This window comes from Sphingobium sp. R-21, from assembly GCF_049913335.1.
In the GTDB taxonomy this organism is placed as follows: Bacteria; Pseudomonadota; Alphaproteobacteria; order Sphingomonadales; family Sphingomonadaceae; genus Sphingobium.
This window is the reverse complement of record NZ_CP184374.1, coordinates 2,875,082-2,901,077: the sequence shown is the minus strand read 5'-3', so window position 1 is coordinate 2,901,077 and position 25,996 is coordinate 2,875,082. Positions and strand designations below refer to the sequence as shown.

Annotated in this window: 26 protein-coding genes and 2 pseudogenes; 22 read left to right on the top strand and 6 right to left on the bottom strand. The window is 62.5% G+C overall.

All coding sequences use genetic code 11. The features are described from left to right. Positions 1-38 precede the first annotated feature (38 nt). From ACN9MX_RS13990 to ACN9MX_RS13955, 8 genes are all read left to right on the top strand, one after another. On the top strand, positions 39-1,454 hold the full coding sequence (locus tag ACN9MX_RS13990) for an MFS transporter (protein ID WP_426387130.1): 1,416 nt from the start codon (positions 39-41) through the stop codon (positions 1,452-1,454). A 22-nt stretch (positions 1,455-1,476) separates the two neighbouring features. Next, positions 1,477-2,622 (top strand): alpha/beta hydrolase family protein, encoded by a 1,146-nt coding sequence (locus ACN9MX_RS13985; RefSeq protein ID WP_426387129.1) that lies wholly within the window; start codon positions 1,477-1,479, stop codon positions 2,620-2,622. Next, a complete protein-coding gene (locus tag ACN9MX_RS13980) occupies positions 2,619-2,927 on the top strand; it encodes a hypothetical protein (protein ID WP_426387128.1) in 309 nt (102 codons plus the stop codon). The genes ACN9MX_RS13985 and ACN9MX_RS13980 overlap by 4 nt, the downstream gene beginning before the upstream one ends. Next, the gene (locus ACN9MX_RS13975) at positions 2,920-3,744 is read left to right on the top strand and encodes a 2,3-dihydroxyphenylpropionate 1,2-dioxygenase (protein ID WP_426387127.1); all 825 of its coding nucleotides are present in this window, start codon (positions 2,920-2,922) and stop codon (positions 3,742-3,744) included. Before ACN9MX_RS13980 ends, ACN9MX_RS13975 begins: the two co-directional genes overlap by 8 nt. Continuing rightward, positions 3,741-4,520, top strand: a complete 780-nt coding sequence (locus tag ACN9MX_RS13970) for an alpha/beta fold hydrolase (RefSeq protein WP_363738166.1) — start codon at positions 3,741-3,743, stop codon at positions 4,518-4,520. Before ACN9MX_RS13975 ends, ACN9MX_RS13970 begins: the two co-directional genes overlap by 4 nt. A gap of 4 nt (positions 4,521-4,524) precedes the next feature. After that, entirely contained in the window at positions 4,525-5,655 is a 1,131-nt protein-coding gene (locus tag ACN9MX_RS13965) for an FAD-dependent oxidoreductase (RefSeq protein ID WP_363753206.1), read from the top strand. After that, positions 5,655-6,314, top strand: coding sequence for an aspartate/glutamate racemase family protein (locus tag ACN9MX_RS13960; protein ID WP_363830820.1), 660 nt, complete (start codon positions 5,655-5,657; stop codon positions 6,312-6,314). Before ACN9MX_RS13965 ends, ACN9MX_RS13960 begins: the two co-directional genes overlap by 1 nt. Positions 6,315-6,377: 63 nt before the next feature. Further along, positions 6,378-7,361, top strand: a complete 984-nt coding sequence (locus tag ACN9MX_RS13955; RefSeq protein ID WP_363738161.1) for a helix-turn-helix domain-containing protein — start codon at positions 6,378-6,380, stop codon at positions 7,359-7,361. A gap of 150 nt (positions 7,362-7,511) precedes the next feature. On the opposite strand, the gene ACN9MX_RS13950 is transcribed toward ACN9MX_RS13955, so the two are convergent. Next, positions 7,512-8,234, bottom strand: coding sequence for a TetR/AcrR family transcriptional regulator (locus ACN9MX_RS13950; protein WP_426387126.1), 723 nt, complete (start codon positions 8,232-8,234; stop codon positions 7,512-7,514). Between the two features lie 80 nt (positions 8,235-8,314). Between ACN9MX_RS13950 and ACN9MX_RS13945 the strand changes: the two genes are divergently transcribed. The 9 genes from ACN9MX_RS13945 to ACN9MX_RS13905 all read left to right on the top strand — a co-directional run bounded on the left by ACN9MX_RS13945 (position 8,315) and on the right by ACN9MX_RS13905 (position 17,651). Then, positions 8,315-10,696 carry a xanthine dehydrogenase family protein molybdopterin-binding subunit gene (locus ACN9MX_RS13945; protein ID WP_426387125.1) on the top strand — a complete coding sequence of 794 codons (2,382 nt, stop codon included), beginning with the start codon at positions 8,315-8,317 and terminating at the stop codon, positions 10,694-10,696. After that, complete coding sequence (locus ACN9MX_RS13940) at positions 10,693-11,352, top strand: SRPBCC family protein (RefSeq protein WP_426387124.1); 660 nt, start codon at positions 10,693-10,695, stop codon at positions 11,350-11,352. The genes ACN9MX_RS13945 and ACN9MX_RS13940 overlap by 4 nt, the downstream gene beginning before the upstream one ends. Positions 11,353-11,354: 2 nt before the next feature. Beyond that, positions 11,355-11,828, top strand: coding sequence for a (2Fe-2S)-binding protein (locus ACN9MX_RS13935; protein ID WP_426387123.1), 474 nt, complete (start codon positions 11,355-11,357; stop codon positions 11,826-11,828). Continuing rightward, positions 11,759-12,637 (top strand): FAD binding domain-containing protein, encoded by an 879-nt coding sequence (locus ACN9MX_RS13930; RefSeq protein WP_426387122.1) that lies wholly within the window; start codon positions 11,759-11,761, stop codon positions 12,635-12,637. The genes ACN9MX_RS13935 and ACN9MX_RS13930 overlap by 70 nt, the downstream gene beginning before the upstream one ends. After that, positions 12,606-13,415: an SDR family NAD(P)-dependent oxidoreductase gene (locus tag ACN9MX_RS13925; RefSeq protein WP_426387121.1), complete on the top strand. Its 810-nt coding sequence runs from the start codon at positions 12,606-12,608 to the stop codon at positions 13,413-13,415. The genes ACN9MX_RS13930 and ACN9MX_RS13925 overlap by 32 nt, the downstream gene beginning before the upstream one ends. Before the next feature lie 61 nt (positions 13,416-13,476). Next, a complete protein-coding gene (locus ACN9MX_RS13920; RefSeq protein WP_363830799.1) occupies positions 13,477-14,436 on the top strand; it encodes an XdhC family protein in 960 nt (319 codons plus the stop codon). Between the two features lie 323 nt (positions 14,437-14,759). Further along, positions 14,760-15,590, top strand: coding sequence for a 23S rRNA (adenine(2030)-N(6))-methyltransferase RlmJ (locus ACN9MX_RS13915; RefSeq protein WP_363755621.1), 831 nt, complete (start codon positions 14,760-14,762; stop codon positions 15,588-15,590). 192 nt (positions 15,591-15,782) lie between these two features. Continuing rightward, positions 15,783-16,103 carry a hypothetical protein gene (locus tag ACN9MX_RS13910; protein ID WP_426387120.1) on the top strand — a complete coding sequence of 107 codons (321 nt, stop codon included), beginning with the start codon at positions 15,783-15,785 and terminating at the stop codon, positions 16,101-16,103. Positions 16,104-16,328: 225 nt separating this feature from the next. Further along, complete coding sequence (locus ACN9MX_RS13905; protein ID WP_426387119.1) at positions 16,329-17,651, top strand: Hsp70 family protein; 1,323 nt, start codon at positions 16,329-16,331, stop codon at positions 17,649-17,651. Between the two features lie 144 nt (positions 17,652-17,795). Here the strand turns inward: ACN9MX_RS13905 and ACN9MX_RS13900 are convergent. Together ACN9MX_RS13900 and ACN9MX_RS13895 are read right to left on the bottom strand one after the other, a co-directional pair. Beyond that, positions 17,796-18,233, bottom strand: a pseudogene (locus ACN9MX_RS13900) (DoxX family protein); the annotation flags it as partial. Positions 18,234-18,286: 53 nt separating this feature from the next. After that, positions 18,287-18,562 (bottom strand): BufA1 family periplasmic bufferin-type metallophore, encoded by a 276-nt coding sequence (locus tag ACN9MX_RS13895; RefSeq protein WP_363738773.1) that lies wholly within the window; start codon positions 18,560-18,562, stop codon positions 18,287-18,289. A 208-nt stretch (positions 18,563-18,770) separates the two neighbouring features. Here ACN9MX_RS13895 and ACN9MX_RS13890 point away from each other — a divergent pair, with 208 nt between their 5' ends. The 5 genes from ACN9MX_RS13890 to ACN9MX_RS13870 all read left to right on the top strand — a co-directional run bounded on the left by ACN9MX_RS13890 (position 18,771) and on the right by ACN9MX_RS13870 (position 22,027). Next, positions 18,771-19,310 (top strand): sigma-70 family RNA polymerase sigma factor, encoded by a 540-nt coding sequence (locus tag ACN9MX_RS13890; RefSeq protein ID WP_426387118.1) that lies wholly within the window; start codon positions 18,771-18,773, stop codon positions 19,308-19,310. Further along, complete coding sequence (locus ACN9MX_RS13885) at positions 19,307-19,948, top strand: DUF1109 domain-containing protein (protein ID WP_426387117.1); 642 nt, start codon at positions 19,307-19,309, stop codon at positions 19,946-19,948. Before ACN9MX_RS13890 ends, ACN9MX_RS13885 begins: the two co-directional genes overlap by 4 nt. Before the next feature lie 129 nt (positions 19,949-20,077). Beyond that, positions 20,078-20,347 (top strand): hypothetical protein, encoded by a 270-nt coding sequence (locus ACN9MX_RS13880; protein ID WP_426387517.1) that lies wholly within the window; start codon positions 20,078-20,080, stop codon positions 20,345-20,347. A 61-nt stretch (positions 20,348-20,408) separates the two neighbouring features. After that, positions 20,409-21,239: a DUF692 domain-containing protein gene (locus ACN9MX_RS13875; protein ID WP_426387116.1), complete on the top strand. Its 831-nt coding sequence runs from the start codon at positions 20,409-20,411 to the stop codon at positions 21,237-21,239. Next, positions 21,236-22,027, top strand: coding sequence for a putative DNA-binding domain-containing protein (locus ACN9MX_RS13870; protein WP_426387115.1), 792 nt, complete (start codon positions 21,236-21,238; stop codon positions 22,025-22,027). The genes ACN9MX_RS13875 and ACN9MX_RS13870 overlap by 4 nt, the downstream gene beginning before the upstream one ends. 162 nt (positions 22,028-22,189) lie before the next feature. Here the strand turns inward: ACN9MX_RS13870 and ACN9MX_RS13865 are convergent. The 3 genes and pseudogenes from ACN9MX_RS13865 to ACN9MX_RS13855 form a co-directional block, all read right to left on the bottom strand. After that, positions 22,190-23,155: pseudogene (locus ACN9MX_RS13865) on the bottom strand (IS3 family transposase); the annotation flags it as partial. Positions 23,156-23,332: 177 nt separating this feature from the next. Further along, the gene (locus ACN9MX_RS13860; RefSeq protein ID WP_363738965.1) at positions 23,333-24,628 is read right to left on the bottom strand and encodes an O-acetylhomoserine aminocarboxypropyltransferase/cysteine synthase family protein; all 1,296 of its coding nucleotides are present in this window, start codon (positions 24,626-24,628) and stop codon (positions 23,333-23,335) included. 283 nt (positions 24,629-24,911) lie between these two features. Beyond that, on the bottom strand, positions 24,912-25,835 hold the full coding sequence (locus tag ACN9MX_RS13855) for an NAD-dependent epimerase/dehydratase family protein (protein WP_426387114.1): 924 nt from the start codon (positions 25,833-25,835) through the stop codon (positions 24,912-24,914). Positions 25,836-25,996 lie beyond the last annotated feature (161 nt).

Below are 25,996 nucleotides of genomic sequence, written 5' to 3'. Positions count from 1 at the left end.
ATTTCTCACACAGAAATGTACAGGGCCTCGTTTCCGACATGGGTGATTTCGCTTCTCATATGGCCCTGACCGGCGAAAGCATCATTGCCAGGCTGGAGGACGCGCCTCTCACCAGTTGGCAGATCAAACTCAGGCTCGTCGTCGGTACTGCCACCTTCTTCAATGCCTTCGAAGTTCTGGCGATCGCTTATGCCTTGCCTGAATTGAAGGCCCAATGGCATCTGACACAAGCTCAGTCCGGTTTCCTGCTGTCGGCCTTGTTCGTCGGGGAAATCATCGGCGCGCTCCTGTTCGGCATGATCGCGGAGACGCGCGGCAGGCGGGCGGCGTTGATTGGTTGCACCGCGCTATATTCCGCGATGAGCTTGGCAGCTTCACTGGCCCCAAATTATCATTGGCTGGTCGCGGCCCGCCTCCTCACCGGCATTGGCCTCGGCGCGGAAGTTCCGATCGCGGTCACCTACATTTCGGAAATCGCCAAGGCCCAAGGGCGCGGGCGTTTCGTGCTGTTGTACGAACTGGTCTTTCCGCTCGGCCTGCTCGCGGGCGCGTTGCTGGGCTGGTGGTTTATCCTGCATTTCGGCTGGCGGCCGTTTCTGGCGATTGGCGCCCTGCCAGCGGTTTTGGTGCTGCCGATGATGATCCGTTTCGTGCCGGAATCGCCCCGATGGCTCGTGCACCGGGGCCGTCTGTCGGAAGCCGACGCCATAGTGCGGCGCATTGAAGCGGCGAGCGCGGCGTCCACGGCACCGGGTTCTGCCTTGTGGAACGCAACCGAAGCCCGCGTCACGGATTTACCAGGCAAGTCGAACGACAAGCCAATCTTTTCGTTCAGCTTCGCCATCTTCAGCGGCTTGTTTTCTCAGGGCTATGGCCGACGCACAGCCATGCTGTGGACGATGTACTTCTGCTGCTTCTTCATGAACTACGGCTTGGTTACTTGGCTGCCCACGCTCTACCACGGGCTGTTTCACCTGTCTCTCAGCGACAGCCTGCGCAATGCGATGATCACGCAAGCGGCGGGTTTCTCGGGGACGCTGACCACGGCGCTGGCGATCGACCTTGTCGGGCGACGGATTTGGTTCAGCACTGCGTTTCTGCTGGCCGCTGCCGCGTTTTTCAACCTGGGAGTCAACGGGCTGGAGAGCGCGAACCACATGCTCGTGGGCGGATGCATCAGCTTCTATTTCGTCTCGGCAATCTCGATCGGAATGATCCTGTACGCCCCCGAGCTCTACCCGACCCGTATGCGCGTGATCGGCGTGTCGCTTGGATATGCGGTGTCGATCCTGGCCGGCATCGTTGCGCCGATGGCCGTCGGTCTGATCGTCGATACGGCGGGGCTGGGGATGATCTTCGCGATCTTCGCCTGTCTCGGCGCGCTGGCAGGGGCAATCTGTCTGATCTTCGCCGTCGAGACGCGCAATCGCTCTCTTGAACTGATTTCACCTTGAGCCGCAAAGCGGAGAAACCCCGATGCCGAATGCCGATACCGTTCATGAACGCCCCAGGACGCTCGAAGAAGCCAAAGCCTGGATGCTGGATCGCACCCGAAAGCGCATCCACCCGATGAACAACCTGAGCTACGAGGACACAGAAGGCGTCGTCGCCCAGTTGCAGGGCCTTGATCCGGTCAACTGGGCTGCGGCCTGGACCGCCGCCGGCGAGGCTGCCTTTGCCGCCGGCGTCGCTGCGCGCGAGGCCGGCAAGCTCGAGGACGCCAAGGCGCAGTTCCTGCGGGCGGACGGCTTCTTCTTCCTGGGTCGGTTTCCTTGCCCCAATCATCCCGACAAGCTGGCAAGCGCAGCACGCGAGCGCGACGCTTATCTCGCTGCAGGCGCCTTGTTCGATCCGCCGATCGAGCGGGTCAGCGTTCCGTTTCAGGGCGAAGAAGGCGACGGCGATGAGGTTGTGTTCCTGCTGCGGCGCCCGAAGGGCATAGAGCGACCGCCGGTCATCGTCATGTGGGGTGGTGTCGACGCCTGGAAGGAGCAGATGACTGCGGCGAGCGACCTTGCGCTCAAGCAGGGGGTGGCAACGGTCGCGATAGATGGGCCAGGCACCGGGGAATCGCCGGTCAAGGGTCGGCCTGGCGCCGAACAGCAGTTTCTGCCGGTCTTCGACTGGCTGGCCGCGCGCGACGATCTGTCGGGCCGGTTGCCCGGATGCCTCGGCCGTTCGTTCGGCGGCTACTGGGCAACGCGGCTGGCCCACCTCTATCCCGATCGGATCGCCTGCGGCGTCAACTGGGGCGGTGGCGCCCACTTCATGTTCCAGCGCGATTGGATCGAAAGCTCGCGTTATCCCGACAGCTACCTGATGGAGCTCGTCGAGACGCGGATGCGGATGCTCGGCGCTCGCACAGAAGGCGAATATGTAGATTTCTTCGAACGCCTGTCACTGCTCGATGCCGGCATGCTGGACGGCCCTTGCGCCCCAATGCTGCTGGTGAACGGGCGAGAGGACAAACAATGCCCGGTCGCCGACATCGACCTGCTCGTCGGCCACGGAGAACCCAAGTCGGTGCGGATGTTCCCCGGCGGGCACATGGGGATCACTCCACAAACCCTGCCGCTGATCATCGACTGGACATGCCGCATGGTGAAGGAGCGCGCCCAATGATCAACAATTGGCTACAGGCCATTCCGACGGGCGAGGCCTATCAGATCAACCGGGTTCTTTACCGGATCCAGCATGACCGGGATGAGGAGAAGCGCTATTTCGCCAATCCTGACGTCTATATCGCAAGCTATCCGGGACTGACCCCGGCGGCAACCGCGGCACTCGAGCACACCGACGTCACGCAGCTCTATCTGCTGGGTGCCAATCCCTATCTGCTGCGCGCTTACTGCCTGCAACTCCGGATCCCGGAACAGGAATATCTCGCCGCGCTGAGGCAGGCTGGCAAGGAGCTGGAAAATGGCTGAAATTGCAGGGATCTTCGCCGTCAGCCACACCCCGGTGATGACCAATTTGCCGCACGCGCCGGCAGAGGAGGTGGCGCGTCAGGTGTTCGACGAGTTTCGCCGGACAGGCGAAGAAATCGCCCGACTGGACCCGGACGCGATCGTGCTCGTGTCCAACGATCATCTTCACAACTTCTTTCTTGGCAACATGCCGGCGTTCTGCATCGGCATCGCCGACACCTATGACGGCCCGATCGAGGGCTGGCTCAAGGTCGACCGCAAGACTATTCCGGGCGCGCGCAGCCTTTCCGCGCACATATTGCAACATTGCCTGGACAGCGGCTTCGACCCGGCGTTTTCGCTCGAACTCGTGCTCGATCACGGCATGGTCACGCCGCTCACGCTGGCCGGCATTTGCGGCGACTTTCCGGTGGTGCCGATCCTGGTGAATTGCGTCCAGCCACCCCTGCCGAGGATGATGCGCTGCATCGAGCTTGGCCGGGCAATGGCCGAGGCAATTCGTTCCTACGATGGCGCCGAACGGGTCGTGGTGCTCGCTACCGGCGGCATCGCTCACGACGTCGGCACGCCGCGCATGGGCTATGTCAACGAACAATTCGACCGGCGCTTCCTCGAACTGCTCGGCGGAACCGACGTCGATGCGCTGACCTCATTTTCCGAGGCGGAAGTCAATAGCGCCGGCAACGGCGCCGAGGAAATCCGCAACTGGCTCGTCGCGCATGGCATTGCCGGTTGCCGCAACTTCGAACTGAACCACTACGAGCCGGTCAGCGAATGGTACACCGGCATCGCTCTGGGCCGATGGAGGGGTGAATGAGTGCGGTGCTTTCGGGCCGCACCGCCGGAGCCAATACGCGGCCAGCGGTCGTGCTGTTGCATGCGATCGCTACATCCTCAGCGTTGTGGGATCCGCAGATCGAGGTCTTGGCGGAGCGCTTCCACGTTATAGCCCTTGACCTGCCCGGCCATGGGAGAAGCGCGGCGCCGCCGTTTGCCGGATCCATCGAGGATTATGCTGTCGCAGTCCTGGCAACGCTGGATGCCATGGGCGTGGAGCGCTTCGGTGTGGTTGGCCTCTCGTTCGGCAGCTCTATCGCGCAGGCCATGGCGGTGATGGCGCGCGAACGGGTGACCTCGGCGGTGCTGGCCGGGGGTACGGCATATCCGCCTCCGCCTGTCCAGGAAATGTGGCGTAGTCGCGCCGCTGGAGCGCGCCGCGATGGTATGGGCGGCCAGGTAGACGACATACTGGCGCGATGGTTTACGCCGGCGTTCCTCGTATCTGCAAAGGCGCGTGTCGATACGATCCGCCAGCTGGTCCTCGCGACACCGGCCGAGGGTTATGCGCTTGCGGCCGAGGCGATCGCCGGGCTGGACAACCGGGCCATACTCTCGCGGATCACCTGCCCGACGGTGGTTGTTGCCGGTGAGCACGACGTGGCGGTGCCGATCGAGGCGCTGGAGACGATCGCACGGGCAGTCCCGAACAGCCGTCTGGAGCGTGTGAACGCGGCCCATCTTATGAACGTGGAGGCAGCACGGCAATTCACCGACCTTGTCGGTGGGCACCTGTCCTCCACCATTGAGAGTTGATGCCATGAACAAGCTGAATGATCTGAAGGCTCTGATCGTTGGTGGCGGGGTCGGCGGCATGGCGACGGCCCTGTGCCTGCGTCAGTTGGGTGTTGCCGTCGATCTGATCGACAAGGATCCCGAATGGCGGGTCACGGGCGCCGGTATCACCGTGACTCGGCCGACCCTGCGCGCGATCAAGGCACTCAACCTGCTCGAGGAATTTCTTGAAGTCGGGTTTGCCGGAAACGGAATCCAGGTCTGCAACGTCAACGGGCAGCCGGTCACGCACCTGCCGGACCCTGAGCTGGGGGAGGATCTGCCCGGCAGCGGTGGCGTGATGCGGCCCGACCTTCACCGGATCATGTCGAGCCGGGTGCGCGATGTCGGCACCGATGTTCGCCTGGGTTGCACGGTCGACGGCTTTGACCAGGGCGACCATGCCGTCGAGGCGCGGTTCAGCGACGGCCAGACGCGCACCTACGACTTCGTGGTCGGCGCGGACGGTGTCTTCTCCGCGACACGCGCGGCGATCTTTCCGGATGCCGACCAGGCCGAATATACCGGGCAGACCGTGTGGCGCCTGTACACGACGCGGCCCGCGGGCATCGACCGGCGGCACTTTTTCCTTGGGGGCCCGCACAAGATCGGGCTGTCGCCGGTATCCCAGACCCACATGTACATGTTCCTGCTTCAGGTTGGCCCGCGGCCGCCAATCTACCCTGTCGACGAACTGCACGTCCGCTTGCAGGAGCTGATGGCAAGCTATGGGGGGATTCTGGCCGGGATCCGCGATAGCTTGACGGTGGATTCGGTCATCAATGTGCGCCCTCTTGAGGCATTCCTGTTGCCTGCGCCCTGGTACAGCGGGCGCATCATCCTGGTCGGCGATGCGGCTCATCCGACAACCCCGCAGCTGGCTTCGGGGGCCGGCATGGCGATCGAGGACGGCCTCGTGCTGGCCGACGAATTGCGACGTTCCGGGGGAGACGTGGCGCGCATGTTCGCGGCGTTCATGGCCCGTCGCTATGACCGCTGTCGGCTGGTCACCGAAAATTCGATTGAGATCGGCCGGCGCGAGCAGGATGGGCGGCCTCCCGAGGAGCAGACCATCCTTGTCGAGCAGTCGCTGGCCAAGCTGGCGGAACCGATCTGATGGCACCGCCCAGGATTGCGCTGATCTCAGCCCTGCGGCTGTCGCTCGATCCCATCACGGAGAGCTTCCGGCGATTGTGGCCAGAGGCGGAACGCGTCCATATTCTCGATGACAGCCTGTCGGTCGACCGCGCGGCCGATGGAATCCTGACGGAGTCCATGATCGGGCGCTTTGTCGAATTGTCGCGCTATGCGATCAGGTTCGCGCGCGCCGACGCTATCCTGTTTACCTGCTCGGCCTTTGGCGAGGCGATCGAGACGGTGGCGGGGATGATGGACATTCCCGTGCTGAAGCCGAACGAGGCGATGATCGACGAGGCTGTCGCGCTGGGGCGGCCAGTCGGCCTCCTCGCCACGTTCGCGCCGACTCTCGGTTCCATGCTTGGTGAATTTCCAGGATCGCTTGATGTCGAACCCCGTCTTGCCGTCGGGGCGTTGGAGGCAGCGGAGGCCGGGGATTTTGCCGAGCATGACCGCCTGTCTGCGGTCGCGGCACAGGGTTTCAGTTCCGAACGCATAGTCGCGCTGGCCCAATTCAGCCTGGCCAGGGCAGCACCGGAGATTGCGCGGGTCACGGGCGCGACCGTGCTTACCACCCCTGACTGTGCGGTCAGAGCCTTGCGGCGCAAATTTGGACAGGACACAGATTTTTCTGGATAGATGTACTATTTTCCGGTAATTCTCCTTGCGAAAATAGAATTGCTTGCGGGGAGAGGGGCAATAATGGCCGAGGCTGCGCTCCGGGCGGAAACCTTCACTACAGCTGGTGTGCCCAGCGGTCGGCGATCATCCAAGTTTCGCAAGGACATGGCCTCGCTGTTCTCGATCGGACTGAATATTCGGCCCGTGGGCTCGCAGGCGCTGGAGTGCGCGGTCGATGGATTTGCGCGGCCCGGCCTGCGTTTCGCCAAGTTGCGCTTTTCTCCGCATATCACCGAACCCGCCAGTTCGCAGCCAAGCCCGGTTCCCAGCTATCTGGTGAGCGTTCACCGCGAGGGTACCGCATTTGTCAGCCAGGGAGGGCGAGAAAGCATGATCCGCCCCGGCGACATGTTTCTCGTCGATCCTGCTCGACCGTTCATGATAGAAACCGGCGAAATTTGCACCACGTCCATCTACGTTCCCTGCGCGGCGCTGCGTTGCTATTTTCCCAATGTCGACAGCTGCACGGCGATTGCGATGCAGACGAATACAGGTCCGGCCGCGTTATTCAGAGCGTATAGCGACGAACTCTTTCGTGTCGGCATGCAACTCAACGCCGATGCAGCCGAAAAGGTGGCTGACACGATACCGTTGATCCTCTCGACCGTGCTTTGCGGCATGGCTGAGGATTTTTCTCCGGTGTCGGCGGGCGGCCAGGCCGCCCATCGCCAACGGGTTTTGACGTTCATCCGGCAGAATCTGGCGGACGCCGACCTTTCCCCTTCTCTGATCGCCCGCAACGTCGGACTGTCGCTGCGCTATCTCTACGAATTGTTTGAGGGTGAGGCTGAGCCCTTGATGCGGCGCATATGGCGCGAGCGACTGGAGCGCTGCAAGGGAGAAATCGTGCATCCGCAAATGACGGATATATCGATCGGCGAAATCGCCTTTCGTTGGGGTTTCAACGATGCGTCGCATTTCAGCCGAGCGTTCCGGCGTCAGTTCGGGGTTGCTCCGCGCCAGGCGCGCCTGGCCGCGCTCAGGCGTGATCTGTCGGTGAACTAGCGCGATTTCCAAGCGATCGGAACCGATCGCTGATTAAGAAATCGCGGCAAACAAGGAATCCAGAGCGGAGAGCGGATTCAATCAGATCGAAACCCGCTCTGGATTTCAAGATCGCGACAGACGACTGTCGCCTCGAGGAAATCGTCCGGTTCAATTTGATGGGGCATTTTCAGACGGAAGTCCGATGTCCGCCTTTCCTGAAAATGCCTTGGCATCGGGCATCGAGGGCGATTGCGCAGCGAGAGCGCGCATGCCGCCGGCAAGGAACGCGATCGCCTGATCATAATTTTCCGAGAGACGATCGCTCGACATCTTTCCGTTGGACAGGCGATCCAGTAGCTTGGTCGATGCGAACAATCCCACCATGACGGAAATCAGGTGGACATAGCCCTGCGTCGCCGTGTCAAGGGTAAGTCGCGGTTCCACCTCGCGCATGAGCGAGATGAACTTTCGACCCGTTTCGCCAAACAGGCGGTCCACCAATGGTGCCCACCGCGCATCCTGAGCGATGTGCGCCAATATCTGCGCATATCTGCGCCAACCTTCAGATCCTCCTTCGACCTTTTCGCGAAAGGGATCGAGGAATGCATCAAGCAATGCTTCGATCGTCGGATCGACAAGATTGTTCAAGCGCTCTTTCCGCTGCTGGCTGAGTTCCTCTGCGCGGCGCGCCACGACTGCTTCAAACAGCAACTCTTTGTTGGGGTAATGATAAGTAACGACCCCGAGGTGCTGGGCTGCTGCGTCCGCCACCTGACGGATCGAGACGGCTTCGTAGCCCGACAGGGCGAATTGGGCTTCGGCCGCGTTCAGGATCGCCTGCCTGGTGCGCTCGCCCTTGCGCATCGCCTTTTCATTTTCTCGTACGGTCATACAAAAATCTCTTGCCTCTTTCGTACATTGCCTTAAATTCAATATCGCACCGCCGTCAAGCCGTGGGGATGTCCGCACCAATGATCGACCAAGGCGGTAATGGACGGGGAGGAAATGTGTCCGGTTTTGGCATTGGCCAGGCGGTCCGGCGTCGCGAGGATCATCGCTTTCTGACGGGCGCTGGCAGCTACGTCGGTGACGTCAAGCGGGCTCGCATGGCGCATATGTGCGTGATCTATTCGGACCAGGCGCATGCGGACATTGTCCGCATCGACGTCAAGGCCGCAATGGAGTCGCCGGGCGTGCTTCTGGTCCTCACCGGGCAGGATGCCGAGAATGAAGGTCTTGGCGGCCTGCCGCCCTATTTCATGCCGGAGGACGCCGGCGGCCCACCGGGCTTTCGCACCATCCGCCCCATTCTGGTGTCCGATCGGGTCCGCTGTGTCGGTGACAGGGTGGTCGCCGTCATAGCGGAGACCGCCGACCAGGCCCGCGACGCGGCCGAGGCCGTCGAGATAGAATATTCCCCCCGTCCTTGCGTCACGACGCCGGACGGCGCTGCGGCGTCCGATGCGCCGGAAATCTGGCCTGGTTGCGAAGGGAACCGCAGTTTTACACTGGCATTTGGCGACCCCGAACGCACGGACGAGGCGTTCGCCCGCAGCGCTTTCGTCGTGCGGCTTGACTTGCGCAACAACCGCCTCTCGGCCAACTCGATCGAGCCGCGATGTGCGCTGGGCGAGTTCGTCATGAATGATGGCGATGGTCAGTACATCCTGCACACCAGCTCGCAAAACCCGCACGGCGTCCGCAAGATGCTGGCGAATTCGGTCCTCGCCATTCCCGAAACGTGCCTGCGCGTCATCTCTCCCGATGTCGGTGGCGGGTTCGGAATGAAAGCCGACCCCTATCCCGAGGATGCGCTGGTTCTATGGGCCGCGCGCAAGCTGGGGCGGCCGGTAAGGTGGATTGCCAGTCGTTCGGAATCACTGGCGGGCGATAATCATGGTCGCGACCAGGTTGCTTCGGCGCAGATGGCCTTCGACGAAAATGGCCGGGCCATAGGCCTGCGCGTACGCGCCTATCACGCGCTGGGCGCCTATGTCGCTTCGGCCACGGTTGCGCCGATCACCTTTTCGATGCGCATGTTGCCCGGGGTCTACGACATCCCCGCCATTGATGTGCGGACGTCGGCCATGTTCACCAATTGCTCGCCCACGGGTCCGTATCGCGGCGCAGGCCGGCCCGAGGCATGCTTCATGCTTGAGCGGCTGATGGATGAAGCGGGCCGCGTTTCGGGATTGGGGCAGGTGGAGATCCGGCGCCGGAACCTGATCGCCGAGCAGGCCTTGCCATATGCGACCCCCACCGGCTTCACCTATGATAGTGGCGATTTCGCCGGAATGATGGATAAATGCCTCGAACTGGCCGACTGGGAAGGCTTCGCGGCGCGCAGGCAGGCGTCGGAAGGCCGAGGGCTCGTTCGCGGACGCGCTGTCACCTGCTATATCGAGAGCGCAGGCGTGTTCAACGAGCGGATGGAACTGCGCTTCGACCCGTCTGGCGGAGTATCGATCCTCGCCGGCACTCATTCGCACGGCCAGGGGCATGCGACCGCTTTCGCGCAGCTGATACACGACTGGCTCGGTATCCCCTCTGAACAGATCCGACATGTTCAGGGCGATACGGATGCAGTGACATTCGGTCGCGGGACCTATGCCGCCCGTAGCTCCATGCTGGCAAGTACGGCGCTTCGGGCCGCAGCCGACGAGGCGATCGCGCGCTGTTCGCCTATGGCCGCGAGCATCCTTGAGACAGACGTCGATGCTGTCCTATTCAGCGAGGGCCTTTTCCGGGCCGCGGGCACTAACCGTACTGTCTCGCTGCAGCAGGTGGTCAGGGGCTTCTTCGCGCCGATGGGCGTGCCGGGCGGCCAGTCCCTGGGTTTATCGACCGTAGGCACGGCCGGCGGTGAAGCGCCGAACTTCCCGAACGGCGCGCACGTCTGCGAGGTCGAGGTCGACCCCGAAACCGGTGCCATCCGGATAGACCGCTACACCGTCGTCGACGACGTGGGCAAGGCGATCAACCCGATGATTTGCGAAGGCCAGATCATTGGCGGCATCGCCCAGGGTGTCGGGCAGGCTCTGGTCGAGGAGGTCGTCTACGACCCGGCCACCGGCCAACTGCTGAGCGGCAGTTTTTCAGACTATGGAATGTTGAGGACAGACACGATGCCAACCATAGCCGCGAGGCTTGAGGAAATTCCATGCAAGACCAACCCCGTCGGGGTCAAGGGCGTGGGGGAATCCGGTACGATCGCCGCGCCGCCCACGGTGGTCAACGCGGTGCTTGATGCGCTGCGCCCGCTTGGCGTCACCGACCTGCAAATGCCGCTGACTTCGGCGCGCATATGGTCCGCGATCGATGCCGCCGCCTCGCGCAAGGCAGAACCGGCGTGAAGCTCGTCGGTGAAGCGCTGATCCGCGCCGAGCGCGAGCTGGTCTGGCAGGCGATCAACGATCCCGATATCCTGCGCCAATGCATACCGGGGTGCGAGGAGATCACGCGCGAGACACCGGTCGACTGGGTGGCGACGGTGGTGACCCGCGTCGGGCCGGTAAAGGCCAGGTTCAATGGTCGAATCCGGCTTGAGGATCTCCAGGCGCCGGAAAGCTGCCGCATCGTCGGCGAAGGATCGGGCGGTGCGGCCGGTTTCGCCAAGGGGGCCGCGCTGGTCCGCCTTGCACAGGAGGCGGAGGGCACGCGGCTTACCTATGACGCCAGCAGCGAGATCGGCGGCAAGCTGGCCCAGATCGGCTCGCGCCTGATCGAGGCTTTCGCCAAAAAATATGCGGCTGAGTTCTTCGACAAGTTCGGAGCGATCGTCGAAGCCGGAACGGCCCCGGATATATCCGCAATTCCGGGCGAAGCGCCGGCTGCACCGATCCCCGCCGGAGATGGGCGGGTGCCCTTGCCTGTTGCAGGCGCGCAGCCCCGTCCCGCACCGGCTGTCGCGGAATCCGCCCGGCGGTGGTTCGATGCCCAGTCCTTCACGATCCTGGTGCTGGCAGCGCTGTTGGTCTTCATGACCGTCATGTACACACTCAAGCCCTGACCATGGAAAAGCTCTACCCACTTTCGCTTGCTGTGAACGGCCGGGAAGTCAGCGAGATGGTCAGCGCGCGGCTGCTGCTGGTCGATTTCCTGCGCGATGTTCTGGGTCTGACGGGCACGCACGTCGGCTGTGATACCACCCAATGCGGTGCCTGCACCGTTCATTGCGACGGGCAGGCCGTGAAGAGTTGCACGATGCTGGCGCTCCAGGCGCAAGGGCAGGCGGTCACCACGATCGAGGGGCTCGGTCCACGGGGCGATCACCCGCTGCAGCAGGCGTTTCGCGAGGAGCACGGCCTTCAGTGCGGTTATTGCACGCCCGGCATGATCATGGCTGCCGCCGCGCTTCTGGACACGAACCCCTCACCGGACGAGGCTGCGGTCCGCCATGCGCTGGAAGGCAATCTGTGCCGCTGCACCGGATACCAGCCGATCATCGCAGCCGTGATTTCCGCCAGCCGGAAGACCGGCCAATGAGAGAATTCGTCTATTCTCGCCCTGAAACTCTTTCGGACATTCTCGATATCCTTGCGGGCGATCCCGATGCCAGGCCGCTGGCCGGAGGCATGACCTTGCTGCCGACCATGAAGCAGCGGCTTGCCGGTCCTTCGGAGCTGGTGGACCTGGCCGGGATTCCACTGCTGAGCGAGATCGAGGAAGACGAAGGCGAACTGCAGATCGGCGCCATGGCAACGCACGCTGCCGTCGCAGGCAACGCGCTCGTGCAGTCCCGGCTTCCTGGGCTTTCGCTGCTGGCCGACGGCATCGGTGACGTCCAGGTCCGTAACCGGGGTACGATCGGCGGCTCGATCGCCAACAACGATCCGGCGGCCGATTACCCGGCGGCGATCCTCGCGCTCGATGCGGTGGTCGTCACAGACCGCCGTGAGTTGCCTGCCGACGCCTTCCTGACAGGATTGTTCGAGACCGCGCTGGAACCGGGCGAGCTTGTCCTGCAGGTGCGCATCCGCACTGACCAGGCATTTTCCTATGCCAAGTTCCGGCACCCGGTTTCGGGTTACGCCATGACCGGCGTGGCCGTCGCCCATGGCCCCCGTGGCTGGCGGGTCGCAGTCACCGGAGCGGGAGCGGGGGCATTCCGGATGCCGGACGTCGAGCAACAATTGTTGCGCGACGGCAGCCCTGAAGGCATCGATCGACTGACCTTCGATCTGCCGGAACTCATCAGCGATTTTCACGCGGGCGCGGACTACCGGGCCAATCTTGTGCGCGTGATGACACGGCGGGCGGTACATGCTCTGCTTGGAGGACAAAATGCCGACTGAGCTTCCCCGGTCGGGCCGTCTTGCCGCCAAGGTCGTCGCGATGACTGGCGCCACGGGGGGACTTGGCCTGGCGACCGCGCGATTGATGGCGCGCGAAGGCGCGAAACTGGCTCTGACCGACATTGACGAGCAGGCGCTGGATATTCTGAAAACGGATTTGATTGCCGAAGGAACCGAGGTCGTTGCGGTTCCGGGTGACGCGACGCAGCCGGAAACCCACGCCGCGCTGGTCAACCTGGCCATGGAACGGTTTGGCGCCCTGCACGCCTGGTGCAATATCGCCGGCATTCTGGGGCCCGGCGATCTGGCCGACGTCACGCTGGCCCAGTTCGACCGTGTGATGCACGTCAACTGCTTCTCGCAACTCATCGCCATGCAGAAGGCCGCGCCGGCCATCCGCGCTTCGGGCGGCGGGGCGATCGTCAACGTCTCGTCGGTCGGGGGGCTGGTATCGCTGCCCCACATGAGCGTCTATTGTGCTTCCAAGGCGGCGATCATCGGCATGACGCGGGCATTGGCGGCCGAACTGGCGCCCGACATCCGATGCAATGTCATCTGTCCGGGCGGAATCGACACCGGCATGGCGCAAGGGCTTCTGGCCGGGTTACCGCCGGAGGACCGAGCGGATCTGCTGGCCAAGTTGACCGGTCGCCAGCACCTCAAGCGCTTTGCCCACCCCGCCGAGATCGCGAAAACCATCCTGCACCTCGCGTCGGACGAATCTTCGTTCATGACGGGATCGGTCATCGCCGCGGACGGCGGCCACACGAGTTGGTAGACAAGGCCAAGGCGCTCGCAACGTTGATGCGGTTTTCGGTGGCGGCTCGTCTGGTCGGCGGATGACGAACGGGCCGCACTGCATCGACATGGTCAGCCACCCACGGGACGTCGCCCGATTTGTCGTCGAATGCGCCGAGGCCCGGATCGGCGTGGCGCTGGTTTTCGTCACTGCGGTCGATGGGGGCAGCATGCGCGAGCCCGGCCTGCGAATGGCGGCCAGCATTACGGGCACCACAGCAGGCTATGTGTCGAACGGCTGCGTCGAGGCGGACCTGGTGGCGCAAGCGCGCAAGGCAATCGTCGAAAATCGGCCGGCGGCCGTACAATATGGGCGGGGCAGCGGCAGGATCGACGTCGTGTTGCCGTGCGGAGGCCGAATCGAACTGTTGATATATCCCGTCGCGGATCATCATCTGCCGGCCCTGCGGGCCATGATTGAGGCGGAACGGGAGGCCGGGGCGATCGCACTGGCAACGGACGGCTCGCTCCCGTGGTACCCCGGAATGGAACCTGCCTCGCCCGGCACAGCGGCCTATGTGGTTCGACCGAAGATCCGGCTATTGATCGTGGGATCCGGCGTGGAGGCGCTGGTCCTGGCGCGTCTGGCTGCGGCAGCCGATATGCAGGTCGAGCTGGCCTCGCCGGATGACATCACCTTGACCAGGGCACGCCACGCCGGAATTTCCGTCCGGGTACTGCGGGGGCTTTCGTCGCCCGTTGATTTGCATATCGACGGGGGCACTGCGATAGCCCTGATGTTCCACGATCATGAATGGGAGCAAATGGTGCTGCGCCAGGCGTTGGGCAGCGACGCCTTCTATGTAGGTGCGCTCGGCAGCCGGCGAGCTCATGCCCGCCGCGCTGAAGGCCTGGTCGCTTCCGAGTGCAGCAATGAAGGCATCGCAAGGATCAAGGCGCCGATTGGTCTGGTTCACCAGCTGCGCGATCCGCATTTAATCGCCGCATCGGTGATCGCGGAAATTGCAGCCGCTTTTCAGGAGCGGTTCACGGCGTTCTAAGTACCAACGTGCGCTAAGGCTGAACAAACGACAGCTTCAACGGGCTGCCGCTCGGAAGCGGACTAACTGGAACGTCCGACAAAGCAGACATGATGGCCGGCTCGAGCGCGGCAATGAGATGTCCGCTGCCGGCTAGCGAAATTTGGCCGCTAAGCGGCGAGGAAGGGTCGTCTCCGCCCGCCCTCATGCGAGCACCGGATTGGTTGCTTCAATTGCCTCGCACTCGGTTTGGACGCCCAACAATACCGGTTCGGCCATAATTTCGCTTTTGCAGAAGGTCCGGCAGCTCGTCTAAAGGCGGGCCGTCAGGATTTTGAACCACGATGAATTATCGCCATTCCTTCCATGCCGGCAATAGCGCCGATGTCGTAAAGCACAGCCTGCTGATCGCCCTGGTGCGGGCTTTGCAGCACAAGCCGGGCCCGCTGACCCTGATCGACACCCATGCCGGCTGCGGGCTGTACGACCTTGGCGGCGACGAAGCCCAACGCACCGGCGAAGCCACGCAGGGCGTGCTGCGGGTCTTTGCCGATCCGAACCCCTTGCTGGATGACTACCGCGCCGCCGTACGGGCGGTGAATGTGGGTGACGAACCGCACCTTTACCCCGGCTCACCGCGATTTCTGGCCCAGCTTTTGCGCCCGCAGGATTTCCTGATCCTGAACGAAAAGCACCCGGAAGACGCTTACGCCCTGCGCGGCGTGATGCGGGGCACGAGCGCGGCCGTGCATGAACGCGACGCCTACGAACTTTGGCTGGCTATGCTGCCGCCCAGCACCGCGCGCGGCGTGGTGGTGGTCGACCCGCCCTACGAGCAGCTGGACGAACGCGCGCGCATCACCGCCACCCTCGCCGCCGCTCACCGCAAATGGGCGCATGGCGTGACGGTGATCTGGTATCCGCTGAAGGACAGCGCCACGCATTGGCGGTGGAAACAGCAGTTACGCAAGCTCGGCATCCCGAAATTGCTACTGGTGGAGCATTGGCTATACGATAGCGAGCAACCTGGCATCTATAACGGCGCGGGCCTCTTTATCGTCAATCCGCCCTACGCTTTCACGCAGGCACTGCCGCCACTGTTGGAGGCTTTGCGCGCCGCGTTAGCGCCCGAAGAGCATAAGGGCGAGATTATATCCGGTTGGCTGGGCGATTAAAATAGAGCCTCGCCCCACCCATCATGCAAAGGGGCACGCTCGTTGGCCGTGCTCCAGACATTGTGCCTCTGCGCCCGCTGGTAATGGACTCGATCATGTGATCCTGTTCGCTCGGAATGGCGACTGAGGGCGTCGAAAAAGCCTCCCGATGCCAGGGGTGGTGTACTGCTGCCGACATGCTAAGGGTCTGACATGTTTCAAGCACCCGGCCGCAGCGGCACTGTCGAGATCGATGGTTTCAAATTTGATTGGGAACTCCTGAGCGAGCCTCAATTGTCCTCTTCCGATGGCTGGAAGGGAATGACTGTCTCCCTGCGCCAGAGAAACATGCCGCGCGAAGCCGTGCTGGAATTTCCAGCACCCAAGCGCCTGATGAGAGGATTGCCGAAAGGCCGTTTGCACATCAACGATGCGATTGCTTCGCGAGGGGTTCGGGCAGCATTATCGGCAGGATGGGATCCTGCTTCGCGAGGCAAGCCCACGGTTTTCATGGTTGATGCCAACGGTGACTAAGGGGGGCATAGATCGTGCACTCCCGCCATCGCTGAAGCCGAACCACCATCTCGTTCGGTACCGACACGAAGCTGACTGATCCGCCTTGTCGGATCCATCCGTCCCTGCCGAACGCCCGTTCGCCCAAGACCTCCCCGATGACGCGTGTGACTGGTTGCGCCGTCGGTCCATGCCTGCAATAGCCGCCAGCCCGCCTCCACAATCCGCACATAACAGGACGGAATCATGACTTCGCTGGCTCGCTCGATCGGCATCGACTTCGGCACCACCAATTCGGTTGTCGCGCTGGGCGGCGTGGATGGCGAGGCGAGGATGGTGGATTATCCGGGGCCCGACAACACCGGGTCGATCTTCCGCTCCGCTCTTTGCTTCTGGGAGGATCATGGCGTTTCCGGCGGTGTCGCGCATGAAGCGGGGCCTTGGGCCATCGCCGAGTTCCTTGAGTTCCCCCAAGGCAGCCGCTTCCTGCAATCTTTCAAATCCGTGGCAGCAAGTAGGGCGTTCGAACATGCAACAATCTTCGACAAGCGGCTTCGCTTCGAGGAGCTGGGCCATGTTTTCCTGGAGCGGTTGCGGGCGCATGCTGCCGACGCGCTAAAGGACCTCCCTTCCCGCATCATCGTGGGACGCCCAGTCCGCTATGCGGGGCAGCGCCCGGACAGCGCACTTGCCTGCCGGCGGTACGAACTCATGTTTGCGGCCCTCGAACGGGAAATCCATTATGTCTACGAGCCGCTGGGCGCTGCGTTCAGTTTTGCTTCCCGCCTGGCCGAACCTGCCACTCTGCTGGTCGCGGATTTCGGCGGCGGCACCAGCGACTTTTCTGTCGTACGGATAGAGGCGCCGGGGACCCTGCGGCGCTGTACGCCGCTCGGGTCCGCCGGCATCGGTATAGCGGGCGATCGCTTCGACTATCGCATCATGGATAAGCTGGTCCTGCCGATGCTGGGCAAGGGCGGCACCTATGCGTCCATGGGCAAGACGCTGGAAATACCGCCCGGCCATTTCGCCGATTTCGGCGACTGGGCCCGCCTCGCGCTGATGCATAACCGGCGTACGCTGGCCGAGCTGGAGAAGCTGAAGCGGGCAGCGAATGATCCCGCCGCGATCGGCCGTATGATCGCCGTGGTGGAAAATGAGCTTGGCTATCCGCTCTATGACGCGGTTGGGCGGTTGAAGCGGACGCTTTCCACCGAGGAGCGCGCGCACTTCCATTTCGACAGTTCGGGCGTGTGCGTGGAAGCGGACGTCAGCCGTGCCGATTTCGAAAGCTGGATTGCACCCGACCTCGCCCGCATCGGCGCGACGGTGGATGTAGCGCTCGACCGGGCTGGGATCAGCGCGGGTGCGATAGACCATGTCTTCCTGACCGGCGGCTCCTCATTGATCCCCGCCGTCCGCCGCTTGTTTGAGGAACGCTTCGCCGCGAGCCACATTGCGAGTGGCAATGAGTTGACCTCCATCGCCCACGGCCTCGCGCTGATCGGTCAGGAGGCCAGCATCGCTGAATGGACGGCAAGCAGCGAAGATGAAATCGAGCAGGGTTGAATAGCGGTCGGGTACCAAAAATTGGCGCCGAATGACATCCGGTCGGCCCGCTCTGCGAAGCCCGCCTCCCCCTGAACGCGGGTTGGGAGAACATCGATCACGGTCAGGTGGTTTTTTTTGGCGGCCCCATGCCTCACATCTTCGATCGGGGGAAATAAGTGCATCCATGGACCAGATGCCGCCGCCGCGGGCGACAAGCGGAAGCAGGATCGCGGCCCAGCTGAGATGCGTCGGCCAAGCATCAGGATAGACGAATGTCTGGATGACTAGGGTCATGCCGAGCAGGGCGAATGCCGAAAGCCGCGTGAACAGGCCGAACAGCAGCAATATCGGGAAAAGATGCTCCGCCCAGGTCGCCATCGTTGCCGCAAGATCCGGCGGGACGAGCGGCAGGGCATATTCGGTGCGGAACAGTTCAAATGTGCTGTCGGTAATGGTAAGGATACCATCCACCTTGGTCCGTCCCGACAGGAAGAATATGGCTGCAATGCCTAGACGGGCGACCAGCAGCAACAGCGCATCGGGCAGCAGCGTTTCGATCCGCCGGACGATGGCGCCGTGGATTGGCGAGGGCAGATTCATCGTTCGTCTCCAGGAGGCATGGCCGGGACGGAATGGCGCCCCGGCCGCCATGGTCAGGCCTTGGGGGAAAGCGCGCCGTTGCCCTTGGGCGTCTTGATCGACGTGCAGGTGCCTGCCTTCACCAGCTTCCAGGCATTGCCCTGATAGTCGACCTTCGACGTGCCCGCGCAGCTCGTGCCGGGACCGGCCGCGCAGTCATTCTTGCCGGCGAGTGAGACGCCATAGCATTTCTCCATCTTCGGCTTCGTCTCGGCATGGGCGGACGCGGCGAGCGCGGTTGCCGAAGCGATAGCGATGCTGGCGGCGAGCGCGGCATGAGTGGTACGCATGATAATGTCCTCTTCGATCCGTCGCCTCTGCGCGCGACCCGGACAGGGGCCGGGCCGCGCGGTGACCGGGGAGGAGGCGTGAAGCCCGTGTCACATCGGTGGGTTCGGGGAAGGGCAAGGTGCGGTTACAATCGAACAGCGCAAAAAATTTCCGTCGATGATGTAACCGATGGCCGGTCCGGTCCGAACATGCGGGCGAGGAGATGGAATGAAGACCACAGAGGAGCATCTGCGCGCATTGATGTTGGATGGGCTGGAAGGCGACGCCGCCGCCCATGCGGCATTGCTGCGCCTGCTTGTTCCGCTGCTGCGGGGTTTCTATCGACGTCGCGTTCGCGGCGCCGACGACGATGTCGAGGATATGGTGCAGGACACCCTTATTGCCGTTCATACCCGCCGCGCGACCTATGATCGCGAGCGCGCCTTCACCACCTGGCTCTATGCGGTCGCCCGCTACAAGATGATCGACCATTTCCGCCGCGTCGGCCGGCTGCGGCCGATCGACGATCTGGAAGACTATCTGGTCGCCGACGAATTTGAGGCAAGCAGCATCGCTAAACTCGACATAGACGATCTGCTGGAGCAATTGCCGCCCAAGCAGGCGCGGATGATCCGCGCGACCCGGCTGGAGGGGTTGAGCGTCGCCGAAGCGGCGAGCGCCGAAGGCATAGGCGAATCCGACGTTAAGGTCTCGGTGCATCGCGGGCTGATGGCACTGATGACGCGGGTGCAGGGAGCGATGCGATGAACACGGACGATCTGATCCGGCAGCTTGCCAGCGATACCCGCCCGGTGAGCAGAAACAGCGTCGCGCGGCGGCTGGCCATCGGGATCGTCGCCGGCGGTATCGCATCGGCGCTGCTGATCCTGGCTTCGATCGGTGTCCGACCGGATCTGGGCACGGCCATGCAGGGCGCATCCTTCTGGGTGAAATGGGGATACACCTTTTCCCTGTCGATCGCCGCGCTGATGATGACGGCCCAGCTCGCCCGGCCCGACAGCGGTCGATTGCGCGGCTTGTGGGCTCTTGGGATACCCGTCCTGCTTCTCGCGGCGGTCGGCCTGCTCGAACTGGCGCGCACGCCATCATCGCAATGGCTGGTGATGTGGCTCGGCCATAGCTGGAAGAGTTGCCCCTGGCTGGTGCTGTCGCTGTCGGCGCCGATCTTTGCCGGCTTGCTATGGTCCTTCCGCAGACTCGCCCCTACTCGGCTCCGCGCGGCCGGTGCGGCCGCCGGTCTGTCGGCAGGAGCCTTCGCGGCGACCGTCTACTGCATCCATTGTCCCGAAGTGTCGGCGATCTTCGTCCTGACCTGGTATTCTTTGGGAATATTGCTCGCTACCTTGATCGGCATGCTGGTCGGGCCGCGGCTGCTGCGCTGGTAAGCCGCAAACCGCGCGGTTACGGAGCCTATTCCCGGTCCCTAAAAATTCCAACCGCCCCTGTAACCGCACGCCGCTCCAAACCGAATGACAGGGGCCATAGTGGCTCATCATATTTTCGGAGAGATCATCATGCTCACCCATAATAGCGGAATCGGCATGGCCGCTTCCGCCGCCGCCATCGCGATCGTGTCAGCAGCAGCGGCCCCGGCCGTGGCGCAGGACGGCGCGGATACGAAGGTCGTCCATTGCTACGGTGTCAACAGCTGCAAGGGCACGTCCGACTGCAAGACCGCCAGCAACGAGTGCAAGGGGCAGAATGTCTGCAAGGGCCATGGTTTCAAGGCCATGACCGTCAAGGCGTGCAAGGCGGCCGGAGGCAGCCTGACCGAGCCGAAATGACGTTCCCATGCCCGGCGCTACCATTCGCGCCGGGCAGCCCTCATGAGCAGGGAGTATGCCCATGATCCCGTCCTTTCCCGGTTTCGGACTTGGCCTGCGCAAAGAACATTATGCCGACTTTCTGGACCATCGCGTCGCGGTCGATTTTCTTGAGGTGATATCTGAGAATTTCATGGTCGACGGCGGTCGGCCGCGGCGCATTCTGCGCGATATTCGCGCTCGCTACCCCGTCGCCCTGCATGGCGTGTCCATGTCCATCGGCTCCGCCGATGGCCTTGATCGAGCCTATCTCACCCGACTTCGCGCGCTGGTGGACGACATCGAACCACTGTTCGTATCGGATCATCTCAGCTGGTCGCGGATCGAAGGATTCAACTCCCACGATCTTCTGCCATTGCCCTACACACAGGAGGCATTCGACATCGTCTGCGCGAACATCGACCGCGCCCAGAATGCGCTGGGCCGTGCGATGCTGATCGAAAACCCGTCGACCTATATCGATTTCGCGCCGGCGGACATGACCGAATGGCAGTTCATCGACGCCCTGTGCGCGCGGACGGGCTGCGGCCTGCTGCTCGATGTCAATAATGTGTTCGTGAGCGCCAGCAACCACGGCTTCGACCCCATCGCCTATCTCGATGCAGTGCCGCATGAACGCGTGCGCCAGATTCACCTCGCCGGGCACAGCCAGGGCGACCATTTGCTGATCGACACGCACGACCAGGCAGTGCCTTCGTCGGTGTGGCGGCTCTATGCGCATGTCCTGCCGAAGCTTGGGCCGGTCGCGACGATGATCGAGCGCGACGACGCCATCCCGCCGCTGGCCGACCTGCTGGCCGAACTTTCCACCGCGCATCGGATCGCTGCTGGGAAGCTGGAGGAAGCGGCATGAGCCTGCTGGCGTTTCAGCGCGAAATGCGGGACTGGCTGCTACGGGAAGATAGGGCTGCTGCCGACCGCATCGGTGCAAAGGCAGAGCCGGGCCTTGCCGTCTATCAGAATAATTACCGCACCCAGCTTGTCGCCTGTCTGGAAATCAGCTTTCCGCGAACCCGGGCGTGGATCGGCGAGGACATGTTTATCCGCGCCGCCGTGCATCACATCGACGGCGTCCCGCCGAGCAGTTGGACGCTTGACGCCTATGGACGCGATTTTCCGACGACGCTCGCGCAGCTTCATCCGGACGATCCCGAGATCGCGGAAATCGCCGGCATCGAGCTTGCACTCGAAGACCTGTTCATCGCAGCCGACAGCTCTGCCGTTGGGCTGGACGGTTTGGGCGATCTCGATTGGGATCGCGCGGTCTTGACGTTCGCGCCGTCGATCAACCTTCTGCATCTTAACACCAATGGCTTTGTCATATGGTCGGCCCTGGTTGATCAGAAGGAGCCGCCCGCGCCGCAATATCTGGACAGGCCCGATGTCGCCCTCTTGTGGCGTCAGGGCGAACAGTGCCGTATCAGGACTATCGACGATGCCGAATTGCAGGCGCTGCTCAAACTGCGTTGCGGCATGACATTCGGCGCATTGTGCCGCGACGTCGCTCTGTTGCTCGGAGAAGAGGCAGGCATGACGCTTGTTGGACGGTGGCTGGGCTCATGGCTTTCCGACCATATGGTCGTCGCCATAGACGATCGCGTGCAAGCTGCAGCACGGTGCTCATCGCATCTTCAGCTTTGAAGACCGCTTTTTGAAAGATGCCGTCGTTGCGGCTTCCTTTGAGGAACTGCAAAAATTGGTCGACACCTGAAGGAATAGCGGACCGTCTGCACCTGGGAAGCAAGAATGGGAGGCTGGGCGTCTCATAAGGGTCGAAATAGGTAGGCGGCACTTGGGACATTAGACGCATTCGTATTTCAGGGACCGCCAGAGCCGCTCGATGAAGACATTGTCCATCCAGCGTCCCCGGCCATCCATGCTGATCTTGATCTCGGCCGCCCGCAGAACGCCGGTGAAGGCGTTGCTGGTGAACTGACTGCCCTGATCCGAAGATCTCTGGCTTGCCAAAGCGGGCGAGCGCCTCCTCCAGTGCCTCGACGCAAAATCCCGCATCCATCGTGTTCGACAGCCGCCAGGCCAGCACCTTGCGGCTCGCCCAGTCCATGATGGCGACCAGATAGAGGAAGCCCTGGCGCATCGGAATGTAGGTCACGTCCGCGCACCACACATGATTGGGGCGCTCGATTGCCAGCTTGCGCAGCAGATAGGGATAGACCCGGTGCTGTGGGTGCGGATCGCTCGTTCGGGGCCGTTGGTAGATCGGCGTCAGACCCATCTTCGCCATCAACCGCCGAGTCCGACGGCGACCCACCGCACGGCCGAGGCGCTGCAGATGCCGCGCCATCTGGGGGCTGCCATACCAGGGGCAGTCCATGAACACGGTGTCGATCACCGCCATCAGCGCCAGCGTCTCGTCCGTTTCCGGAACCGGGGCGTAATAATAGGACGAACAACTGATCTGCAGCAGGCGGCATTGCGTCGAGATCGACAGGCAGTGGTGAGCAGGTTCGACCATCGCCCGCCTCCGATCCACGCTCATCGACCAAAGGCGTTCGCTAAAAAATCCCGCTCCACCATCAGTTGCCCGATCTTGGCGTGCAGCTTTTCCACCTCGCCCTCGCTGACTGCCTTGGCCGCATCGCTCGCCCCGGAGAACGTGCCCGCCATCCCGTCGATGGCCTGCCGCTTCCAGGCCGCGATCATCGTGTGATGGACCCCATGCTTGGCAGCCAGTTCTGTCAGCGTCAGGTCCCCACGGATCGCTTCCAGCGTCACCTTGGCTTTGAAATCGGCGCTGCAGCGCTTTCGTCTTCATTCCCGTACCAATCCATCAGGTCGGGATTAGGACGGATCGACATTCAGATGATGACGAGCCGAAAATGGTGATTGTTCGTGACCCGGCGCGCAGCGTACTTTCAGTATGTGAGCACCGGAAGCACGGAAAACCGCGATTTGCAGGCCGTCGGGGCTGGATGTCGATCCGTCCTAGCCGGCATGACCCAAGGCCTGGGTCAAATCTGCAAGGATGTCGTCGATATGCTCCAGCCCGATCGAGAGGCGCACATAGCCTTCCGATACACCGGCGGTGGCGCGCTCTTTCTCTGAAAGCTGGGAATGGGTGGTTGACGCGGGATGTATCGCCAGACTGCGCGCATCCCCGATATTGGCGACATGGTAAAACAACTGGAGCGCGTCGATGAACCGGCGACCCGCTTCGCGACCGCCGGCAAGCTCAAAGCCGAGCAATCCACCATAACCTCCGGTCAGAATCCGGGCGGCTCTCTCGGCCTGCTGTCCGGTCTGCAGCGAGGGATGAATGACGTTCAGTACATCCGCCCGCGCGTTCAGGAAGGCTGCAACCTTGACGGCATTCTCACAATGCCGGGGCATGCGCAGGGGGAGGGTTTCCAGGCCCTGCAGTATCTGGAATGCGTTGAAAGGGGACAATGCCGACCCAAGGTCACGCAGCAATACCGTCCTTACGCGCAAGGCATAGGCGATCGGGCCCAGGGGCCTGGCCGCTTCGCTCCACACCGCTCCATGATAGCTTGGATCAGGTGTGTTGAGCAGGGGCTGTCGATCGGGAAATGCGCTCCAGTCGAAGTTGCCGCTATCCACGATCATGCCACCCACGGAAGTGCCATGCCCGCCGATATATTTGGTGGTCGAATAGACGATGATTGCCGCACCATGGTCGAACGGACGGGCAATCAGCGGGGCGGCCGTGTTATCCATGATGAGCGGAATGCCCATCGGCCTACCGAGTGCGGCGATCTCCGCAATCGGACATACAACGAGCTTGGGATTAGGCAGAGTTTCGGCGTACCAGGCCCGCGTGCGATCGTCGCTGGCGCGAACGAAGGCGTCTGGATCGGCGGGATCCACAAAGCGAACCTCGATGCCCATGTTCTTCAGCGTATTTGCAAACAGGTTCCAGGTGCCGCCATACAGGTCCGTCCCGCTGACAATATTGTCGCCTGACTTCGCAAGATTCTGGATCGCAAAGGCCGAAGCGGATTGTCCCGACGCCACCGCGACCGCAGCGGCACCCCCTTCGAGCGCGGCAATGCGCTGTTCGAGGATGTCGGTCGTGGGATTGCCGAGGCGTGTGTAGATGTTGCCCAGTTCCTTCAGGGCGAACAAGTCAGCGGCATGATCGGCATCGCGAAACTGATAGGAGGTGGTTTGATAGATTGGCGGCGCGACCGATCCGGTCGCGGGATCTGCCCGCCACCCAACGTGAAGGACCATTGTTTCAGGGTGCAGGCTGTGGTCCGTCATCATGATCCTCTCTTCGTTGATGCCTTTGATAGGAAGATTGCTGAAATCATTCCCCGAAATTGGCACATCGCGATGCTAATTCTTAACGTTGCGCATTATGCATGTGAAGGAGGAATGGCTTTGCTGCCGCTCGTCCACCTAGCGCTGTCAAAGCAAATGCACGTGATGTCAGGAGGGGGGTTCCGCCTGCCCTTCCCACCCGAAATGCATCCGGTGGAGACGAGTTCGCATTGGACTGACAGCACCGTTCCCAGTCTATTTTCAGCCACATCAGCCGCCGGGTTCACTCGCTCCCTATGCGTGCCAGATAATAGGGGATCATTGCCCGCACCGCCCGTTCCGCATCGTGCCGGCGATAGCCGAGGCGCCGGACGCTCTCAGGTTCGGGTTCATAGGCGACAATTGTGTTACGCCCGGAATAAAGGGTGGCGTCGGGCATCGAAGGATGTTCGGCGTCGCGCACCGGCAGGGGCTGCGGTCGGCCCAAGGCGTCGAGGATCAGTTCATAATAATGAGCGAACAGCCAATTCTCGTCGCCTACGAGATAGGCTTTCCCGTTCTCGCCCCGTTCGAGCGCGCCGGAGACAGCTTCGGCAAAGGACTGGATCGACATGAAATTGCCGCCACCTGGAATCATCCAGAGCGGTTGGCTGTCCATCTGGCCGAGCAGGTAACGGATCGACCATTCCAGTGAAATCGCACCCACGCCCTCCACATGACCCATGATAAAAGGGGCTTCCAGGCTACAGACGTGGAAGCTGTCGCTAGCCATGGCGCGCACAGCGTCGTCCGCCGCTTTGCGTGAAGCGACATAGCCGCTCGCTTCGATGCGGTAGCGCGGAAGAACGGCAGTATAATAGCTGCCTACATAGACAGCCCGGCCGATTCCGGCAGCGCGCGCCCGGGCGAAGAAGGCAGGCACGGCAATGCTGTTCGCCTGGTGGAAATAGGCTGCTTCGTTGGCGTTCGGCGGCAATTGCCGCACATCATTGGCTGCGGCGAAAACCAGGGCGTCGAAGCGCGACAGGAAGGCGACATCGAAATCGTCGGTCTGGTAGCTGCCCTGCGCGAAGGCGAGGCGATCGAGCGCACCGGGTGCAGGCGGATTGCGCCCTGCGATCGTCACGTCGTGACCCTGCTCGGCAAGGTGCAGCGCTGCGCCCGCGCCTATCAACCCGGTGCCGCCCACCACCAATATCCTGGCCATAGCCTCTCCTGCTGTAGCGCATGGCTCCGACCTCTGGGATCGGTTCAACGCGCGAGAAGAGTATCGAACCGGTAGCCGAGGCCAATTTTATTCTGCTGAATGGCGCATCCAGCACGGACGTGATCAGCTCCGCTACAGATTGTGGTCCAAATTGGCCGATG

Bases quoted from the DNA above. Each gene is read 5' to 3' on its own strand.
- ACN9MX_RS13990 (WP_426387130.1), top strand. From the start codon at position 39: ATGGGTGATTTCGCTTCTCATATGGCCCTGACCGGCGAAAGCATCATT.
- ACN9MX_RS13985 (WP_426387129.1), top strand. From the start codon at position 1,477: ATGCCGAATGCCGATACCGTTCATGAACGCCCCAGGACGCTCGAAGAA.
- ACN9MX_RS13980 (WP_426387128.1), top strand. From the start codon at position 2,619: ATGATCAACAATTGGCTACAGGCCATTCCGACGGGCGAGGCCTATCAG.
- ACN9MX_RS13975 (WP_426387127.1), top strand. From the start codon at position 2,920: ATGGCTGAAATTGCAGGGATCTTCGCCGTCAGCCACACCCCGGTGATG.
- ACN9MX_RS13970 (WP_363738166.1), top strand. From the start codon at position 3,741: ATGAGTGCGGTGCTTTCGGGCCGCACCGCCGGAGCCAATACGCGGCCA.
- ACN9MX_RS13965 (WP_363753206.1), top strand. From the start codon at position 4,525: ATGAACAAGCTGAATGATCTGAAGGCTCTGATCGTTGGTGGCGGGGTC.
- ACN9MX_RS13960 (WP_363830820.1), top strand. From the start codon at position 5,655: ATGGCACCGCCCAGGATTGCGCTGATCTCAGCCCTGCGGCTGTCGCTC.
- ACN9MX_RS13955 (WP_363738161.1), top strand. From the start codon at position 6,378: ATGGCCGAGGCTGCGCTCCGGGCGGAAACCTTCACTACAGCTGGTGTG.
- ACN9MX_RS13950 (WP_426387126.1), bottom strand. From the start codon at position 8,234: ATGACCGTACGAGAAAATGAAAAGGCGATGCGCAAGGGCGAGCGCACC.
- ACN9MX_RS13945 (WP_426387125.1), top strand. From the start codon at position 8,315: ATGATCGACCAAGGCGGTAATGGACGGGGAGGAAATGTGTCCGGTTTT.
- ACN9MX_RS13935 (WP_426387123.1), top strand. From the start codon at position 11,355: ATGGAAAAGCTCTACCCACTTTCGCTTGCTGTGAACGGCCGGGAAGTC.
- ACN9MX_RS13925 (WP_426387121.1), top strand. From the start codon at position 12,606: ATGCTCTGCTTGGAGGACAAAATGCCGACTGAGCTTCCCCGGTCGGGC.
- ACN9MX_RS13920 (WP_363830799.1), top strand. From the start codon at position 13,477: ATGACGAACGGGCCGCACTGCATCGACATGGTCAGCCACCCACGGGAC.
- ACN9MX_RS13915 (WP_363755621.1), top strand. From the start codon at position 14,760: ATGAATTATCGCCATTCCTTCCATGCCGGCAATAGCGCCGATGTCGTA.
- ACN9MX_RS13910 (WP_426387120.1), top strand. From the start codon at position 15,783: ATGTTTCAAGCACCCGGCCGCAGCGGCACTGTCGAGATCGATGGTTTC.
- ACN9MX_RS13905 (WP_426387119.1), top strand. From the start codon at position 16,329: ATGACTTCGCTGGCTCGCTCGATCGGCATCGACTTCGGCACCACCAAT.
- ACN9MX_RS13895 (WP_363738773.1), bottom strand. From the start codon at position 18,562: ATGCGTACCACTCATGCCGCGCTCGCCGCCAGCATCGCTATCGCTTCG.
- ACN9MX_RS13890 (WP_426387118.1), top strand. From the start codon at position 18,771: ATGAAGACCACAGAGGAGCATCTGCGCGCATTGATGTTGGATGGGCTG.
- ACN9MX_RS13885 (WP_426387117.1), top strand. From the start codon at position 19,307: ATGAACACGGACGATCTGATCCGGCAGCTTGCCAGCGATACCCGCCCG.
- ACN9MX_RS13880 (WP_426387517.1), top strand. From the start codon at position 20,078: ATGCTCACCCATAATAGCGGAATCGGCATGGCCGCTTCCGCCGCCGCC.
- ACN9MX_RS13875 (WP_426387116.1), top strand. From the start codon at position 20,409: ATGATCCCGTCCTTTCCCGGTTTCGGACTTGGCCTGCGCAAAGAACAT.
- ACN9MX_RS13870 (WP_426387115.1), top strand. From the start codon at position 21,236: ATGAGCCTGCTGGCGTTTCAGCGCGAAATGCGGGACTGGCTGCTACGG.
- ACN9MX_RS13860 (WP_363738965.1), bottom strand. From the start codon at position 24,628: ATGACGGACCACAGCCTGCACCCTGAAACAATGGTCCTTCACGTTGGG.
- ACN9MX_RS13855 (WP_426387114.1), bottom strand. From the start codon at position 25,835: ATGGCCAGGATATTGGTGGTGGGCGGCACCGGGTTGATAGGCGCGGGC.